Source organism: Burkholderia metallica (assembly GCF_001718555.1).
Taxonomy (GTDB): domain Bacteria; phylum Pseudomonadota; class Gammaproteobacteria; order Burkholderiales; family Burkholderiaceae; genus Burkholderia; species Burkholderia metallica.
In genome coordinates this window covers 1871484-1887356 of sequence record NZ_CP013401.1, presented here as the reverse complement: position 1 = coordinate 1887356, position 15873 = coordinate 1871484, and the positions used below count along the sequence as shown (strand labels likewise).

14 protein-coding genes and 1 riboswitch are annotated in these 15873 nt (G+C 71.5%); of the genes, 6 read left to right on the top strand and 8 right to left on the bottom strand.

Annotated features, from left to right (window positions below; all coding sequences use genetic code 11):
• Nucleotides 1-24 precede the first annotated feature (24 nt).
• The 4 genes from WJ16_RS08420 to WJ16_RS08405 all read right to left on the bottom strand — a co-directional run bounded on the left by WJ16_RS08420 (nucleotide 25) and on the right by WJ16_RS08405 (nucleotide 3526).
• A complete protein-coding gene (locus tag WJ16_RS08420) occupies nucleotides 25-756 on the bottom strand; it encodes a cobalt-precorrin-6A reductase (RefSeq protein WP_069256671.1) in 732 nt (243 codons plus the stop codon).
• On the bottom strand, nucleotides 753-1841 hold the full coding sequence (locus WJ16_RS08415; RefSeq protein WP_069256670.1) for a cobalt-precorrin-5B (C(1))-methyltransferase: 1089 nt from the start codon (nucleotides 1839-1841) through the stop codon (nucleotides 753-755). The genes WJ16_RS08420 and WJ16_RS08415 overlap by 4 nt, the downstream gene beginning before the upstream one ends.
• Entirely contained in the window at nucleotides 1841-3103 is a 1263-nt protein-coding gene (locus tag WJ16_RS08410) for a bifunctional cobalt-precorrin-7 (C(5))-methyltransferase/cobalt-precorrin-6B (C(15))-methyltransferase (RefSeq protein ID WP_069256669.1), read from the bottom strand. The genes WJ16_RS08415 and WJ16_RS08410 overlap by 1 nt, the downstream gene beginning before the upstream one ends.
• 123 nt (nucleotides 3104-3226) lie before the next feature.
• Nucleotides 3227-3526: a hypothetical protein gene (locus WJ16_RS08405; protein ID WP_157126744.1), complete on the bottom strand. Its 300-nt coding sequence runs from the start codon at nucleotides 3524-3526 to the stop codon at nucleotides 3227-3229.
• 141 nt (nucleotides 3527-3667) lie between these two features.
• Nucleotides 3668-3856: riboswitch (cobalamin riboswitch) on the top strand.
• Nucleotides 3857-3924: 68 nt separating this feature from the next.
• Here WJ16_RS08405 and cobG point away from each other — a divergent pair.
• From cobG to cobJ, 4 genes are read left to right on the top strand one after another with little or no spacing between them, the layout of a single operon-like run.
• Nucleotides 3925-5328, top strand: a complete 1404-nt coding sequence (gene cobG / locus WJ16_RS08400; protein ID WP_069256667.1) for a precorrin-3B synthase — start codon at nucleotides 3925-3927, stop codon at nucleotides 5326-5328.
• Nucleotides 5321-5947 carry a precorrin-8X methylmutase gene (locus WJ16_RS08395; protein WP_069256666.1) on the top strand — a complete coding sequence of 209 codons (627 nt, stop codon included), beginning with the start codon at nucleotides 5321-5323 and terminating at the stop codon, nucleotides 5945-5947. The genes cobG and WJ16_RS08395 overlap by 8 nt, the downstream gene beginning before the upstream one ends.
• Nucleotides 5944-6678 carry a precorrin-2 C(20)-methyltransferase gene (locus WJ16_RS08390; RefSeq protein WP_069256665.1) on the top strand — a complete coding sequence of 245 codons (735 nt, stop codon included), beginning with the start codon at nucleotides 5944-5946 and terminating at the stop codon, nucleotides 6676-6678. The genes WJ16_RS08395 and WJ16_RS08390 overlap by 4 nt, the downstream gene beginning before the upstream one ends.
• Entirely contained in the window at nucleotides 6675-8402 is a 1728-nt protein-coding gene (gene cobJ, locus WJ16_RS08385; RefSeq protein WP_069256664.1) for a precorrin-3B C(17)-methyltransferase, read from the top strand. Before WJ16_RS08390 ends, cobJ begins: the two co-directional genes overlap by 4 nt.
• 6 nt (nucleotides 8403-8408) lie before the next feature.
• Here cobJ and WJ16_RS08380 read toward each other — a convergent pair whose 3' ends face one another.
• Nucleotides 8409-9617: an MFS transporter gene (locus WJ16_RS08380; RefSeq protein ID WP_069256663.1), complete on the bottom strand. Its 1209-nt coding sequence runs from the start codon at nucleotides 9615-9617 to the stop codon at nucleotides 8409-8411.
• 94 nt (nucleotides 9618-9711) lie between these two features.
• On the opposite strand from WJ16_RS08380, the gene WJ16_RS08375 reads away from it, so the two are divergent.
• Both WJ16_RS08375 and WJ16_RS08370 read left to right on the top strand, forming a co-directional pair.
• A complete protein-coding gene (locus WJ16_RS08375; RefSeq protein WP_069256662.1) occupies nucleotides 9712-10614 on the top strand; it encodes a LysR substrate-binding domain-containing protein in 903 nt (300 codons plus the stop codon).
• 258 nt (nucleotides 10615-10872) lie between these two features.
• Nucleotides 10873-12228, top strand: coding sequence for a chitinase (locus WJ16_RS08370; RefSeq protein WP_069256661.1), 1356 nt, complete (start codon nucleotides 10873-10875; stop codon nucleotides 12226-12228).
• A gap of 119 nt (nucleotides 12229-12347) precedes the next feature.
• On the opposite strand, the gene WJ16_RS08365 is transcribed toward WJ16_RS08370, so the two are convergent.
• From WJ16_RS08365 to WJ16_RS08355, 3 genes are all read right to left on the bottom strand, one after another.
• Nucleotides 12348-13091 carry an IclR family transcriptional regulator gene (locus tag WJ16_RS08365; protein ID WP_069256660.1) on the bottom strand — a complete coding sequence of 248 codons (744 nt, stop codon included), beginning with the start codon at nucleotides 13089-13091 and terminating at the stop codon, nucleotides 12348-12350.
• Between the two features lie 60 nt (nucleotides 13092-13151).
• Nucleotides 13152-14318, bottom strand: coding sequence for an acyl-CoA dehydrogenase family protein (locus WJ16_RS08360; protein ID WP_069256659.1), 1167 nt, complete (start codon nucleotides 14316-14318; stop codon nucleotides 13152-13154).
• Nucleotides 14319-14460: 142 nt separating this feature from the next.
• Nucleotides 14461-15762: a CitMHS family transporter gene (locus WJ16_RS08355; protein WP_069256658.1), complete on the bottom strand. Its 1302-nt coding sequence runs from the start codon at nucleotides 15760-15762 to the stop codon at nucleotides 14461-14463.
• Between the last annotated feature and the right edge of the window lie 111 nt (nucleotides 15763-15873).

Here is a 15873-nt window from a genome sequence, read left to right as displayed (position 1 = left end):
CATGGGATGACCGGCCGCGCGGCGTCATGCGCGCGCGGCCGGGTCGAGCGCGTCGACGAGCGCCGCGACCGAATCGAACGTGCGGTCGGCGTCGGGCAGCCGCGGGCGGCGCAGCATCACGACCGGCAGCCGGCGTTCGCGCGCGACGTCGAGCTTCGCTTCGGTGGCCGCGCCGCCGCTGTTCTTGCTGACGACGACGTCGATGCCCGTCAGCGCGAACAGCGCGCGCTCGCCGTCGAGCGTGAACGGCCCTCGCGCGGCGACGATTTGCGCCCGCGCGTGGCCGGGATGCGCGTCGAGGCAGCGCACGAGCCAGAACTGGTGCGGCGGGATCGCGTCGAGATGCGCGAGCGGTTCGCGGCCGAGTGTGAACAGCGGCCGCCGGAACGGCGCGAGCGCGGCCTCGATGCCCGCCCAGTCGTCGACCATGCGCCAGTCGTCGCCGGGTTGCGGCACCCACGGCGCGCGGCGCAGCGCCCACAGCGGCACGCCGGCTTCGTGCGCGGCGGCAGCGGCATTCGCGCTGATCCGCGCGGCATACGGATGCGTCGCGTCGATCACGAGTCCGATGCCGGCGCGGCGCAGATACGCGGCCAGCCCGGCGGCACCGCCGAAGCCGCCGACGCGCACGTCGCAGCGCAGGTCGTCGGGTACCTTGCCTAGACCGGCGAGGCTATACACGTGACCGGGCCCGAGCGCGCGCGCGATCTTCAGTGCGTCGCCGGTGCCGCCGAGCAGCAGGATGCGCGCGCTCATCGCGCCTCCCCGACGAAGCGGCCCTGCCGGTCGATCGCGAACATCTCGACGGCGACCGACGGCGGCACGATGTCGCGCGCGACGCGCAGCGCGTGGGCGCAGACCCGATCGCCGAGCGGCACGCCGTCGGCGTGCGCGAGCGCCAACGCTTCCTGGCTCGTGTTCGCGGCGCGCATCGCGGCCTGCAGCGCATCGCTTGCGCCGGCCTCGGCCGCCCATTGCGCGAGCAGCGGCAGGTCGATGCTCGAATGGCGGCTGTGCAGGTCGAGATGGCCGGCCGCGAGCTTGCTGAGCTTGCCGAAGCCGCCGCACATCGACAGCCGCCCGACCGGCGCGCGCCGCAGGTGCTTGAGCACCGCGCCCGCGAAATCGCCCATCTCGATCAGCGCCATGTCCGGCAGGCGGTAGTGCGCGCGCATCGCGTCCTCGCTTGCGTTGCCCGTGCACGCGGCGATGTGCGCGATGCCGTTCGCCCGCGCGACGTCGATGCCCTGATGGATCGACGCGATATAGGCCGAGCACGAGAACGGCCGCACGATGCCGGTCGTGCCGAGAATCGACAGCCCACCGACGATGCCGAGGCGCGGGTTCATCGTCTTCAGCGCGAGCGCTTCGCCGCCTTCGACGCCGATCGTCACGTCGAAGCCGCCCGCATAGCCGTGCTCGGCCGCCAGCGCCTGCAGGTGCGTCGTCATCATCTGGCGCGGCACCGGGTTGATCGCCGGTTCGCCGACCGGCAGCGTCAGCCCCGCGCGCGTGACCGTGCCGACACCCGGCCCCGCGTGAAACCGCACGCCGGGCGCCGCCGCGAGTGCGACGCGCGCGAAGATCAGCGCGCCGTGCGTGACGTCCGGATCGTCGCCGGCGTCCTTGAGCGTGCCGGCTTCCGCGCCGTCGGGCGTGGTGCGGCAGAATTCGAGCCGCATCATCACGTGCTGCCCCTTCGGCAGCACGATCTCGACCGCGTCGTCCGCGCGGCCCGCCAGCAGCAGCCGTGCGGCGGCGAGCGACGTCGCGGTCGCGCAACTGCCGGTCGTGTAGCCGAAGCGTAGCGGCGCAGGCTGTTCGGGGGTTTCGTCGCGCATCATGCGTCCGTCGGGTTCGTCGTGGCCGACGAGGCGGTGGTGGCGGCCGGGTCGGCGGCTTCGGGCTTGCGCACGTCGTACAGCGTCACCGGCAACGGTTGCCGCCACGTATCGAAGCGGCCGAGCGGCTCGGCGTGCGCGAGCGACACGCGCGTGAGCGTGCCGCCGTGCGCATCGCGCCATGCGGCGAGCGCGATCTCGCCTTGCAGCGTGACCGCGTTCGCGACCAGCCGGCCGCCGGGTTTCAGCGACGCCCAGCAGGTGTCGAGCACGCCGGGTGCGGTCGCTCCGCCGCCGATGAAGACCGCATCGGGCGCGGCGAGCCCCGCGAGCGCATCGGGCGCGCGGCCGGCGACGAGTTGCAGGCCCGGCACGCCGAGCGCGTCGCGGTTGTGCTCGATGAAGCGCTGGCGCTCCGCGTGCGCTTCGATCGCGATCGCCTGGCACGACGGATGCGCGCGCATCCATTCGATGCCGATCGAGCCGCTGCCGGCGCCGACGTCCCACAGCAGTTCGCCGGGCGCGGGCGCGAGGCGGCCGAGCGTCATCGCACGCAGGTCGCGTTTGGTGAGCTGGCCGTCGTGACGGTACGCATCGTCGGGCAGGCCGGGCGTGAGCGCGCGGCGCGGTGCGTCGGGGCCGGCCCGGCAGTCGAGCGCGACGAGATTGAGCGCCGCCGTCTCGTCGATGCGCCAGTCCTGCGCGAGACCGTCGAGACGCCGCTCGAGCGGGCCGCCCAGGTGTTCGAATACGCTGATGCGCGTCGGCCCGAAGCCGCGTGCGACGAGTTCGGCCGCGACGGCGGCCGGCGTGCGGCCGTCGGCGCTCAGCACGAACAGGCGTCGGCCGGGCAGCAGGTGACGCGCGAGCGTCGCCAGCGGGCGGCCGACGAGCGAGACCGCGCCGACGTCCTGCAGCGCCCAGCCGAGACGCGCGGCCGCGAGCGACAGCGACGACGGCGCGGGCAGCACGCGCCATTCGTCGGGGGCCAGTGTGCGCGCGAGCGTGGCGCCGACGCCGAACAGCATCGGGTCGCCGCTCGCGAGCACGCACACGGGCGCCGCGCGCCGCGCGAGCACGCCGGCGAGGTCGAACGGCGACGGCCACGTTTCGCGTGCGGCCGGCAGCCGCGCGGGCAGCATGTCGAGATGCCGCTTCGCGCCGACGACGAGCGTCGCGTCGAGCAGCGCGCGGCGCGCGCTGCGGCCGAGCCCCGCGTAACCGTCGTCGCCGATGCCCACTATCGTCAGCCACGCCGTCATGCACCCTTCCCCATCGTTCGATTTCATCCAGTTTGTTGCGATGCGCGGCGATCGTGCCGCCGCGCGTTGATCCGTCGATTGCCGTCGGCGCGGCCCGTCCGGACGCGGAGCGTGGCAGCGAGGTCAGCCGAGCGGTATGCCCACGATATGAGTCAGCAAGATCGAATACACGCCGACGACCGATGCGACCAGCAGCCAGCCGAGCAGCAGCCATGCCAGCGGTTGTCCGCCGCCTCGCCTGAACAGCCAGGTTCCGCCCGCCACGATCGGCACGCCGAGGCTGGCAAGCGCGACATGCGTGGGCCACGCTGCGGACGGCGCAAACGGGATCAGCAGGCTTTCGAGCACCTCCGATGCAGCGATGCCCGACATGGCCAAAGCGATCCCCATGCCAAACAGCTCCGTCCTGCCGAGTTTCATCATCGCGGATATCGGCTCGCGCCGAGCGTACGTCGAGCCGACAATCGTACCATTCGCGCGACCGCGCGCAGCGCGCCACAGCCATGCTGCGACACGGTTGCAGCGCAATCGCCGATGTCGGAGCGGTGCCGAAATCGGGTATCCTACGGCCGTTCGTTCGCCGGTGCCCTTCGGGGCCGAAGAGGGAACACAGGGCGCGCCGCGCGCCGCTGTGGCTGCCCCCGCAACTGTAGACAGCGAGCCGATCCCCCTCACGCCACTGGTTCGACCGGGAAGGCCGGGAGCCGGCGCCGACCTGTCAGCCAGGAGACCTGCCGGCCAGAAAGTGCGTGCGTGCCAGTCGGCGTCGGGCGGGGTGTACCGGTGCGTTGGCCGCGGCGCGACACTGCCCCGGTATCCCGTTGAGTTCCGCCCCCGTTTCGATTCCTGCGTCGCCCGCCGCACGCCCGTCGGCCTGCCCGGGGCTCGTGCGCGTGGTCGCGGCCGCCGACGGCGGGCTGTGCCGGATCAAGCTGCCGGGCGGCCGGCTCGATGTACGCCAGGCGCGCGCGATCGCCGCCGCCGCGCGCGCATTCGGCTCCGGCGCGATCGACGCGACCAATCGCGCGAATCTCCAGTTGCGCGGTATCCGCGACGGCGCGGCCGACGCGCTCGCGCGCGCGCTCGTCGACGCAGGGCTCGGCCCGCGCATCGACGCCACCGGGCATCCAGCGGCCGATGCGGCCGCCGTCGCCCTGAGCGACGACGTCCGCAACGTGATGCTCAGCCCGCTCGCCGGCCACGATCCCGCCGCGCTCGTCGACAGCCGTGCGCTCGCCGCGCCGCTGTTCGACATGCTGGCGCGCGAGCCGCGCCGCGGCGAGCTGTCGCCGAAATTCTCGATCCAGCTCGACGGCGGCGAATCGGTCGCGGCGCTCGATCATCCGCACGACATCTGGCTGGCCGCGTGGCGTCGCGGCGACGGCGCGGTGCGCGTCGCGGCGGGGCTCGCCGGCTGCCCGCCGGTCGCGCGCGACGATCGACCCGCGTCGGTCGATGTCGCGCCCGATCAAGTCGTCGCGCTCGCGCGCGCGTGGCTGCTCGCGTTCGTCGATCTCGCGCCGGCGGACGTCACGCGCATGCGCGCGCTGCTCGCCACCCGCGGCGAGCGCGCGTTGTTCGAACGCGCGCAGCACCATCTGCCCTTCCCGCTCGCGGCCGATCCGGCGCTCGCCGGCTGGCGTCGCGCCCGCACCGACCCGGCGCTGCGTTTCGGCGCGCATCCTTCGCGCGATGCGGTGCGCTGCAACGTCGGCGCGCAATTCGTGCTCGGCCGGCTCGACGCAACGCAACTGGAACGGCTGGCCGCGCTGGCCGAAACCGACGGCGACGGCACGCTGTCGATGACGCCGTGGCAAGGCGTGTTTCTGCACGGCGTGCCGAACGAACGCGCTTCGGCCACGCTCGATGCGCTCGCGTCGCTCGGCCTCGTCTGCGTGCCGTCGGACCCGCTCGCGTCGCTCGTCGCGTGCGCCGGCAGCGCAGGCTGCGCGAAGGCGCGCGCCGACACGAAACACGATGCGCTCGCGCTCGCCGCGCGCCTCGGCCATGCGGCCGACGTCCACCTGAGCGGCTGCGAGCGCCACTGTGCGCTGCCGCATCCCGCGACGCACACGCTCGTCGCGATCGCGCCCGCGCACTACGACCTTTACCGGCGCGACGCGGCCGCGGGCCTCGGCGCCCCGCTCGCGCGCCATCTGACGATAGACCAGGCCGCGGCCCGACTGACGGGCGCACGGCACAGCCAGGACACCACCGATGCTTGACTACATTCGCGACGGGCAGGAAATCTACCGCCGGTCGTTCGCGACGATCCGCGCCGAGGCCGACCTGTCACGGGTTCCGCCCGACCTCGAAAAACTCGCGGTGCGCGTGATCCACGCGTGCGGGATGGTCGACGTCGTCGGCGACCTGCGCTTCTCCGTCGGCGCCGGCACCGCGGGCCGCACGGCGCTCGCGGCCGGCGCGCCGATCCTGTGCGACGCGCGGATGGTCGCCGAAGGCATCACGCGGGCGCGGCTGCCGGCCGGCAATCGCGTGATCTGCACGCTCGGCGAGCCCGAGGTGCCCGATCTCGCGCGGCATCTCGGCAATACGCGTTCGGCCGCCGCGCTCGAACTGTGGCGTCCGCACCTCGGCGGCAGCGTCGTCGTGATCGGCAATGCGCCGACCGCGCTGTTCCACCTGCTCGACATGATCGACGCCGGCGCGCCGCGCCCCGCGCTGATCCTCGGTTTCCCGGTCGGCTTCATCGGCGCGGCCGAATCGAAGGCGCTGCTCGACGCCGACAGCCGCGGCGTGCCGTACGTCGCGCTGCTCGGCCGGCGCGGCGGCAGCGCGATGGCGGCCGCGGCGGTCAATGCGCTCGCGACGGAGGTCGAATGACGACCGCACGTGGACGCCTGTTCGGGGTCGGCGTCGGCCCCGGCGATCCCGAACTGATGACGATCAAGGCGCTGCGCGTGCTGCAGGCCGCGCCCGTGGTCGCGTATTTCGTCGCGAAGGGCAAGAAAGGCAATGCGTACGGCATCGTCGAAGCGCACCTGCACGACACGCAAACGCAACTGCCGCTCGTCTACCCGGTGACGACCGAGGCGCTGCCGCCGCCGCTCTGCTACGAGACGGTGATCGCCGATTTCTACGATACGGCCGCCGAGATCGTCGCCGCCCACCTCGATGCGGGGCGCGACGTCGCGGTGATCTGCGAAGGCGACCCGTTCTTCTACGGCTCGTACATGTACCTGCACGACCGCCTCGCGCCGCGCTACGACACCGAGGTGATTCCCGGCGTGTGCGCGATGCTCGGCGGCACGGCCGTGCTCGGCCAGCCGCTCGTCTATCGCAACCAGAGCCTGTCGGTGCTGTCGGGCGTGCTGCCCGAGCATGAATTGCGCACGCGGCTCGCGCAGGCCGACGCGGCCGTCGTGATGAAGCTCGGCCGCAATTTCGACAAGGTGCGGCGCGTGCTCGACGAACTGGGCCTCGCGAAGCGCGCGCTATACGTCGAACGCGCGACGATGGCGAGCCAGCGCATCGTGCCGCTCGACGAAGTCGATCCGATGGCGTCGCCGTACTTCTCGCTGCTCGTCGTGCCGGGGGAAAAATGGCAAGGATGACGACGCCGCCCGCGATCGTGATTCTCGGCGCGGGCGCGCTGGACACCGCACGGCGCATCCAGGCGCGCTATCCGGGCGCGCGCGTGCACGGCCTCGCGTCGCGCGTCGAGGCCGACGTGCCGTTCGACGAACTCGGCGCGCACCTGCGCGAACTCTATGGCCGCGGTTTGCCGATCGTCGCGCTGTGCGCGGCCGGCATCGTGATCCGCTGCATCGCGGCCGCGCTCGCCGACAAGGGCGTCGAGCCGCCCGTGCTCGCGGTGGCGGAGGACGGGTCGGCGGTCGTGCCGCTGCTCGGCGGGCTGACGGGCGTCAACGCGATGGCGCGCGAAATCGCCGCATGCGTCGGCGTTGCGCCGGCGATCACGACGAGCGGCGAGCTGCGCTTCGGCGCGTGCGTGCTCAATCCGCCGGAAGGCTATGCGCTCGCCGATCTCGCACAGGGCAAGCGTTTCGTGTCCGATCTGCTCGCGGGCGCGTCGACGCGCATCGACGGCGCGGCGCCGTGGCTCGACGATGTCGCGCTGCCGCGCGACGATACCGCCGCGCATGCGATCCGCGTGAGCCCCGACGCATGGCGCGGCGCGCGCGACGAACTCGTGATTCATCCGCGCAGCGTGGTGATCGGCGTCGATGCGCACGCGCTTCACGCGGATGGCGCGCTTGCCGCACGTATCGATGCCGCACTCGATGCGCAAGGTCTCGCGCAGCTCGCGCTCGCGGCCATCGTCGCGCCCGCGTCGGCAATCGGCGACGCGGTGCTGGAGGACGCGGCGCAAACGCTCGACGTGCCGCTGCGTTTCGTCGATACCGATGTCGATGCTGACGGCAATGATGAAGCAACCGCCGATGCCGCCGCGCTGCTCGGCCGCGCGTTGCGGGTCGCGCACACGCTGCGCGCAACGACGAACGGCATCGCCTGCGCGGTCGCGTCGCACCCGGTCGATCCCGCCGCGCTCGGCCGCGCGCGCGGCCGCCTCACGGTGCTCGGGCTCGGCCCGGGCGCCGCCGCGTGGCTCACGCCGGCCGCGCGGGCCGCGCTCGCGCAAGCGACCGACATTCTCGGCTACACGACCTACGTGAACATGGCCGGCCCGTTCCGCGACGACCAGCACGTCCACGGCACCGACAATCGCGAGGAGATGCAGCGCGCGCGCCATGCGTTCGAACTCGCGGCCGAGGGCCGGCGCGTCGCGGTCGTGTCGTCGGGCGACCCGGGCGTGTTCGCGATGGCCGCGGCCGTGCTCGAAGCGCTCGACGAAGCGCGCGATCCGCGCTGGGCCGCGATCGACCTGCGCGTGGAACCCGGCATCTCGGCGTCGCTCGCAACGGCCGCGCAGGCCGGCGCGCCGCTCGGCCACGACTTCTGCGCGATCTCACTGTCGGACAACCTGAAGCCGTGGGATGTGATCGAGACGCGCCTGCGGCACGCGGCGCAGGCCGATCTGGTGATGGCGTTCTACAACCCGATCTCGCGCGCGCGGCCGTGGCAGCTCGATCGCGCGCTCGACGTCGTGCGCGCGCACCGCACGGCCGACACGGTGGTCGTGCTCGGCCGCGACATCGGCCGGCCGGGCGCGACGCTCGCGACGACGACGCTCGGCGCATTGCGCAGCGATCAGGTCGACATGCGCACGATGGTGATCGTCGGCTCGTCGACGACGCGCCGCTTCACGATCGGCGACGGCCGCGAATGGGTCTATACGCCGCGCTGGTATCGCTGAAGCCGGTCATCGCGTCGGCGTGACGCCGCGCGCGCCGGCAGGCGCGGTGCCGGCCGTGCCGCCGCCGCGCCAGAACCGGTACACGAGCACGCCGACGATGGCCTGGGCCGCGACCACGAACGCGACGCAGCCGGCCCATCCCCACCGGTGCCAGCCGGGCACCGGCAGGATCGAGCCGAGGCTGCCGCCGAAGTAATAGCAGGACAGGTAGATGCCGATCGCCGTCGAGCGCGCGCCCGACGCGGCCTGCGAAATGAACGTGTTGGCCGACGCCTGTTCGACGAACACGGCGGTCGAGCTGAGCGCGAGGCCGGCCAGGATCACCGGCACGTCGTCGGACAGCGTGAGCAGCGCCCCGCCGATCGCGAGCGCGGCCGCGGCGAGGCCCGGCGCGCGCGGGCCGCGATGCCGCGCGAGGCGCCCGGCCAGCGGCGTCACGACCACCGCCACCAGGAACACCGCATAGATCGCGCCGATCCCGACCGTGCCGAAGCCGAACGGCGCGCGGGCGAGGCGCAGGCCGACGAACGTGAACGTCGCGACCTGCGACGCGAGCACGCATGCGCCGATCGCGAACGACGCGAGCAGCGGGCCGCGCGTGACGATGTGCCACAACGGTCCGGCCCCGGCCTCTGCCGCGTGGTCCACGCGTCGCGCGATCGCGCCGGATGCCGGCAGGCTCGCGTAGATCGCGGCGCCCGTGACGACGCACAGCGCCGCGACGACGTCGAGCGCATGCCGCCAGCCCCACATCGACGTCATCAGGTTGGTCGCGAAGCGGCCGGCGAAACCGCCGAGCGTCGTGCCGGCGACGAACAGCGCGCTGATCTCGGCCGACGTGCCGCGATCGAAGCGCTCGGCGACGTACGCGATCGACAACGCGAAAACGAACGGCATCACGAGACCGGCCGCGAAGCGCGCGCCGAGAAACGACGCGAAGCTGCCCGCATGCGCGGACCACACGACCGGCAGCGCGACGGCCACCGCGGCCAGCGAGATCGCGACGCGCCGCTCGATGCGCGCGGCCAGCACGCCGACGAACGGCGCGATAATGGCGACGGCCGTCGTCGTGGCGCTCACGCCCTGCCCCGCGCGCTCCGCGCTGACGCCGAAGGTGGCCGCGAGTTCGTGCAGGATGCCCTGCGTCGAATACAGATTGAGAAACGCGGCGAAGCCGCAGAGAAAGAACGCGATGCGCGTGGTCCTGTCGTTCATCGGAGCTGCCCGGTCGTCGATGCCGACAGTCTGACGAGCGCGCCGTGTGCACGCCAATACCGTTTTCATCGCGATTGATACCGGAACGACAACAATGCTCGACCTGCGCCGCCTCCGCTATTTCGTGGTCGTCGCCGACGAACTGCACTTCGGCCGCGCGGCGTTGCGCCTGCGGGTCGCGCAGCCGCCGCTGACGCGCCATATCGCCGCGCTGGAAAGCGAGCTCGGCGTGCGGCTGTTCGAGCGCTCGACGCGCGCGGTGCGGCTGACGCCGGCAGGCACCGCGTTTCTCGAACACGCGCGCAACGTCGTGAGCGCGGCCGCCGAGGCCGAGGCGAGCGCGCGCAAGATCGCGCAAGGCGTCGCCGGGCGGATCGTGATCGGCTATGCGAGTTCGATCCCGATGTCCGACACGTTCCCGGACGTGATCCGCGTCGCGAGCCGCACGATGCCCGACGTCGAACTCGTGTTCCGCGAGGCGGCGACCGCCAGCCAGCGCCGGCAGATCGCGGACGGCACGATGGACATCGGCTTCGGCTGGGCGTGGGACGGTGCGCCTGGCGTGCCGGTGGCGTCGCTCGTCGTGTCGCGCGAACCGCTCGTCGCGGCCGTGCCGGCCGGAGACCCGCTCGCGGGCCGGGCGAGCGTCGACGTCGCGGAGCTTGCGAATACCACCTTCGTCACTTTTCCGCCGGGCTTCGGCTCGGCATTGACCGCGGCGCTGGACGACCTGTGCGCGCGCGCCGGCTTCGCGCCGCGCATCGGGGCGACCGCCGCGCAGATCACGACGCTCGTCTCGCTGGTGGCCGCCGAGCGCGGCATCGCGATCGTGCCGGGCTTCACGGCCACGCTGCAGCGTCCGGGTGTCGTGTACGTGCCGCTCGCCGGCACGCGCGCGGTCGAGCAGATCGTGTCGTGGAACGCGCCGTTCGCATCGGCATGCGTCGAGCGCTTCGTCGCGCTGGCGCGCACGCTGGCACAGCCGGCGCCGGCCTGAATCATCGCGAGCGATGCGCATCGGGCGGCGTCGGGCATCGCGCAATCGATCGGCAAAATCGCCCGTCACGCGTTGCGCAACCGTGTCGAATCGGCAAGATCGTTACGTATCGGGAATCAAATAACAAAAAGAACTCCTGACTATTCACTATTCGGCTCGAATCCTCCAAGATGAGCACGCCGTCGGCCGGGCACGCCCGGTCGCCCGACCGGCGGCGATACGCGGGCCAGCGTATCCCTCTTCCACTTGGAGAACACAATGAACAACAATGTGTTGCCGCGTTTCATCCCGCGCGCCCTCGCCGCGGGTTGTCTGCTCGCCGTGGCGAGCGTGTCCCAGGGCGCCGGCGTCTATGCGCCCTATGTCGACGTGACGCTTTATCCGACGCCGCTCGTCGACCAGATCGGCGTCCGGCAAGGCATCCAGCAGTTCACGCTCGCGTTCGTGGTCGCGGGCAGCGGCTGTACGCCGTCGTGGGGCGGCGTACAGCCGATCGGCAACGGCGCGAGCGGCGGCCTGCTGACCGCGCTGTCGACGTCGATCGCGAGCTATCGCGCGAAAGGCGGTGAAGTCGCCGTATCGTTCGGCGGCGCGAACGGCACGCCGCTGATGCAGGCGTGCTCGACGGTCCCCGCGCTCGCGAGCGCGTACCAGACCGTGATCGACACGTACGGCCTCACGCACGTCGACTTCGACATCGAGGGGGCGTCGCAGACGGACACGGCCGCGATCGCGCGCAACTTCCAGGCGGTCGCGCAGCTGCAGGCGAGCTATGCGGCGAAGGGCAAGCCGCTGCTCGTCACGCTGACGCTGCCGACGATGCCGACCGGGCTCACGCAGGACGGCCTGAACGTCGTCAACGCGGCGATCTCGAACCGGACCGTGTTCGACGCGGTGAACGTGATGGCGATGGACTACGGCCCCGCGAACATCGACATGGGCGCCGCGGCGATCAGCGCCGCGCAGGCGCTCTATTCTCAGCTCGATACGGCCTTCAAGTCGGCCGGTCAGCCGAAGACCGATGCGCAGCTCCGGCAGATGGTCGGCGTCACGCCGATGATCGGCGTGAACGACGTGCAAGGCGAAACCTTCACGCTCGCGAATGCGCAAAGCGTGCTGAACGCGGCGCTCGCCAACGGTTACGGCTTCTTCGGCAACTGGTCGGTCGGCCGCGACCAGGCGTGCCCGTCCGGCGGCGCCTATGCGTCGCCGACCTGCTCGGGCGTCGCGCAGCAGCCGTACGCGTTCGCGACGATCTTCAAGCAGCTCGGCGGCAAGTGGGGCGCGGGCGTCACGCAGGACCCGAACTACGGCGGCGGCTCGGACGGCGGCACGCCGCAGCCGGGTGCGCCCTGGGCGGCCGGCCAGGTCTATACGGCCGGCGCGACGGTCACCTACCAGGGCACGACGTATCAGGCGCAATGGTGGACGCAGGGCGACGTGCCCGGCCAGGCCGCCGTGTGGAAGCCGGTCGGCGGCGGCACGGCCACGTGGTCGGCGACCACCGCGTATTCCGGCGGCACCTGCGTGATGTACCAGGGCGCGAAATACTGCGCGAAATGGTGGACGCAGGGCGACAACCCGAGTGCGGGCGGTGTGTGGGTGAAGTCGTGATGCGGCACGGCCGTCGTTAGGCCCGCGCATCGGGGGCCGTTCACGGCGCTCGCTTGCCGAACGCCGGCGGACGGCCCCGTCGCGCGGCGGGCGCGGCCCGCTCGCCGTCAGCCACCGGCTCAGCCGCGCGCGTGCTCGGCCAGCAGCCGCGCCTTCGCGTCGACCAGCAGCGCCGCATGCGTATCGCGATGCTGGCGGATGCGCTCGGTCGGTCCGACCACCGACAACCCGTACCAGTCGCCGTCGAGCGTCAGCGCGACCGCGATCGCCGACAGCTCGGGCGCGCTCTCGCCGAAGTTCTCGGCCCAGCCGAGATCGCGAAACCGCGCGGTCTGTGCGACGAGCGCGGGAAGATCTGCCACCGTCGCGCCGGTGAGGCGCTCGAACGGCAACTGCGCGCCGAGCGCCTGCTGCGCGTCGCCCGCCAGTTCCGCGAAGATCGCCTTGCCGATCGAGTTCGCGTGCAGCGGGCGCAGTTCGCCCGGCGCGCGCGTATAGCGGATCGCCTGCTCCGATTCGACGACGTCGAGGTACGTGACCGACACGCCCTGGATCTTGCCGAGCACGGCCGTCTCGCGGCTCGCGTCGCGCAACGCGACGAGATGCGGATGGACGATGTCGACGACCGGGTCGGTCGCGTCGATCGCCGCGGCGATCGTTTGCAGGCGGCGCGTCGGGTAATAGCCGCCGCGCTTGCGCACTTCATACAGGTAGCCGCGGCTCACGAGCGTGCGCGCCATCGCGAGGCAACTCGACGCCGGCACATTGAGCAGGCGCGCGAGTTCGGTCAGCGGCAGCGGCCGCCGTTCGGCGGCGAACAGCTCGAACAGGTCGAGCGTGCGGGCAACGAGTTTGACGTCCATGACGAGCGCTTGAATCGGAACGGGAAACCGCGCACCGGGCCGGCGGCCGGGTCGATACGGTCAGTACGACTTCGGCAGCCCGAGCACCTTCTCCGCGATGTAGCAGAGGATCAGTTGCGGGCTCACGGGCGCGAGCCTCGGAATCATACACTCGCGCAGATAGCGCTCGACATGGTATTCCTTCGCATAGCCCATTCCGCCGTGCGTCGCGACCGCCGTCTGGCACGCGTGGAACGCGGCTTCCGCGCCGAGGTATTTCGCGGCGTTGGCCTCCGCGCCGCACGGCTGCCCCGCGTCGTAGCGGGTGGCCGCCTTCATCACCATCAGCCACGCGGCCTCGAGCTGCATCCACGCGAGCGCGAGCGGATGCTGGATCGACTGGTTCTGCCCGATCGGCCGGCCGAACACGACGCGCTCGCCCGCATACTGCGTCGCGCGGCGCAGCGCGGCCTGCCCGAGCCCGATCGCTTCCGCGGCGATCAGGATCCGTTCGGGATTCAGCCCGTGCAGCAGATAGCGAAAGCCGTCGCCTTCGTTACCGATCAGGTCGTCGCGCGACACGCGCAGGTTGTCGATGAACAGCATGTTCGAATCGACCGCCTTGCGGCCCATCTTCTCGATCTCGCGCACTTCGACGCGGGTGCGGTCGAGGTCGGTATAGAACAGGCTCAACCCGTCGGTCGGCTTCGCGACCTGGTCGAGCGGCGTCGTGCGCGCGATGATCAGCATCTTGTTCGCGACCTGCGCGGTCGAGATCCAGATCTTGCGCCCGCTCAGCACGTAGTGGCCGCCGTCGCGGCGCGCCTGCGTGGTCAGATGCGTGGTGTCGAGGCCCGCGTCGGGCTCCGTCACCGCGAAACACGCCTTGTCGCGCCCGGCGATCAGCGGCGGCAGGAAGCGCGCCTTCTGCGCGTCGTTGCCGAACACCTGCACCGGGTTCAGCCCGAAGATGTTCATATGGACGGCCGACGCGCCGGACAGGCCGGCGCCCGATGCGCTGATCGTGCGCATCATCAGCGCGGCCTCGGTCATTCCGAGCCCGGCGCCGCCGTGGGCCGGGTCCATCGCGATGCCGAGCCAGCCGGCCTCGGCGAGCGCCGCGTGGAAATCGGCCGGAAACCCGCCCGCGCGATCGCGTTCGAGCCAGTAGTCGTCGCCGAAGCGCGCGCAGATTTTCTCGATCGCGCTTTCGATCGCGCGCTGGTCATCGGTCAGGTCGAACTGCATGGATTGCTCTCCTGGAAAAACGCGAGCGGTCGCGCCGCTCTCAAGACAATGTCGGGCGGCGACAGGACGCTCGCCGCGAACGCCGTGCCGGTGCGAAACGATGTGCCCGGCACATCGAAACGAAGCGGTAGGTCGGCGGCGCTCACAACGGAAACACCCCGACGATCACCGCGGCGAACACCATCAGCACCGTCGCGGCGAACAGGAACGGAATCGTGAATTTCTGGTGCTCGGCCAGTTCGACGCCGGTCAGGCCGACGATCAGGAACGTCGCGGGTGTGAGCGGGCTCACCGGGAAGCCGGTCGTCATCTGGCCGAGCAGCGCGGCCTGCGCCATCTGGATCGGCGGCACGCCCAGCAGCTTCGCGCTTTCCGCGAGCACCGGCAGCACGCCGAAGTAGAACGAATCGGGGTCGAACAGCAGACTGAGCGGCATCGACAGCAGCCCGAGCACGAACGGCATGTGGCGCGCGTGCTCGACGGGCACGTGTGCGACGACCACTTCCGCCATCGCCTTCAGCATCCCGGTGCCGGACATGATGCCGGTGAACGCGCCGGCCGCGAGCAGCACGCTCGCCATCATCAGCGCGGCCTTCGCGTGCGCGTCGATCCGCTCGCGCTGGGCCTGCACATCCGGGTAATTGATCCCGAGCGCGGCGACCGTGCCGAGCATGAACATCACCATCGGGTCGACGATGCCCGACACGAGCGTGACGAGCACGACGAGCGTCAGCGCGACGTTGATCCGGAAGCGCTCCGGCCGGCGCAACGCGCGCTCGGCATCGGTCAGCGCGCGCGGCGCAATCGCGAGCGACGCCGCGCCGGCACGATCGAGCCCGAGCCGCTTCGCCTCGCGCGCGCCGAGCACGTACGCGGTGCCGAACACGAACACGAGGCCGACGATCTGCACCGGAATCATCGGCATGAAGATCGCGGAACCGGGAATGTGCAGCGCCGCCGACGCGCGCAGCATCGGCCCGACCCACGGCAGGAAGTTGACGCCGGCTGCCATCGACGCGACGCACGCGAGGATGCGGCGATCCATCCCGAGCCGCGTATAGAGCGGCATCATCGCGGGCAGCGTGACGAGAAACGTGACGGCGCCCGAGCCGTCGAGATGGATCAGCAGCGCGAGCAGCGCCGAGCCCATCACGATGCGCGGCGGATGACAGCCGATCACGCGCAGCACGCCCGCGATGATCGGGTCGAGCATCCCCGCATCGGTGAGGATTCCGAAAAAAAGAATCGCAAAAACGAACATCCCGGCGATCGGGCCGATGTTCTGTACGCCGTGCACGATGAACTTGCCGGTCTGCAATCCGAAACCGGCCGCGAGCGAGGCGGCCACCGGCACGACGATCAGCGCGACGAGCGGCGACAGCCGCTTCGTGATGATCAGGCCGAACAGCGCGACGATGGCGATCGCGCCGATCCATGCAAGCATGATGCGTCTCCTCTTGCGCCGGTGCGGCCGTGGGCGGCCCGGCGTGATGTTCGAATGGTCGTGCGGTATGCACGGCCGTGCGGCGGCGTCGGGCGCGCGGCACGGCCGGCG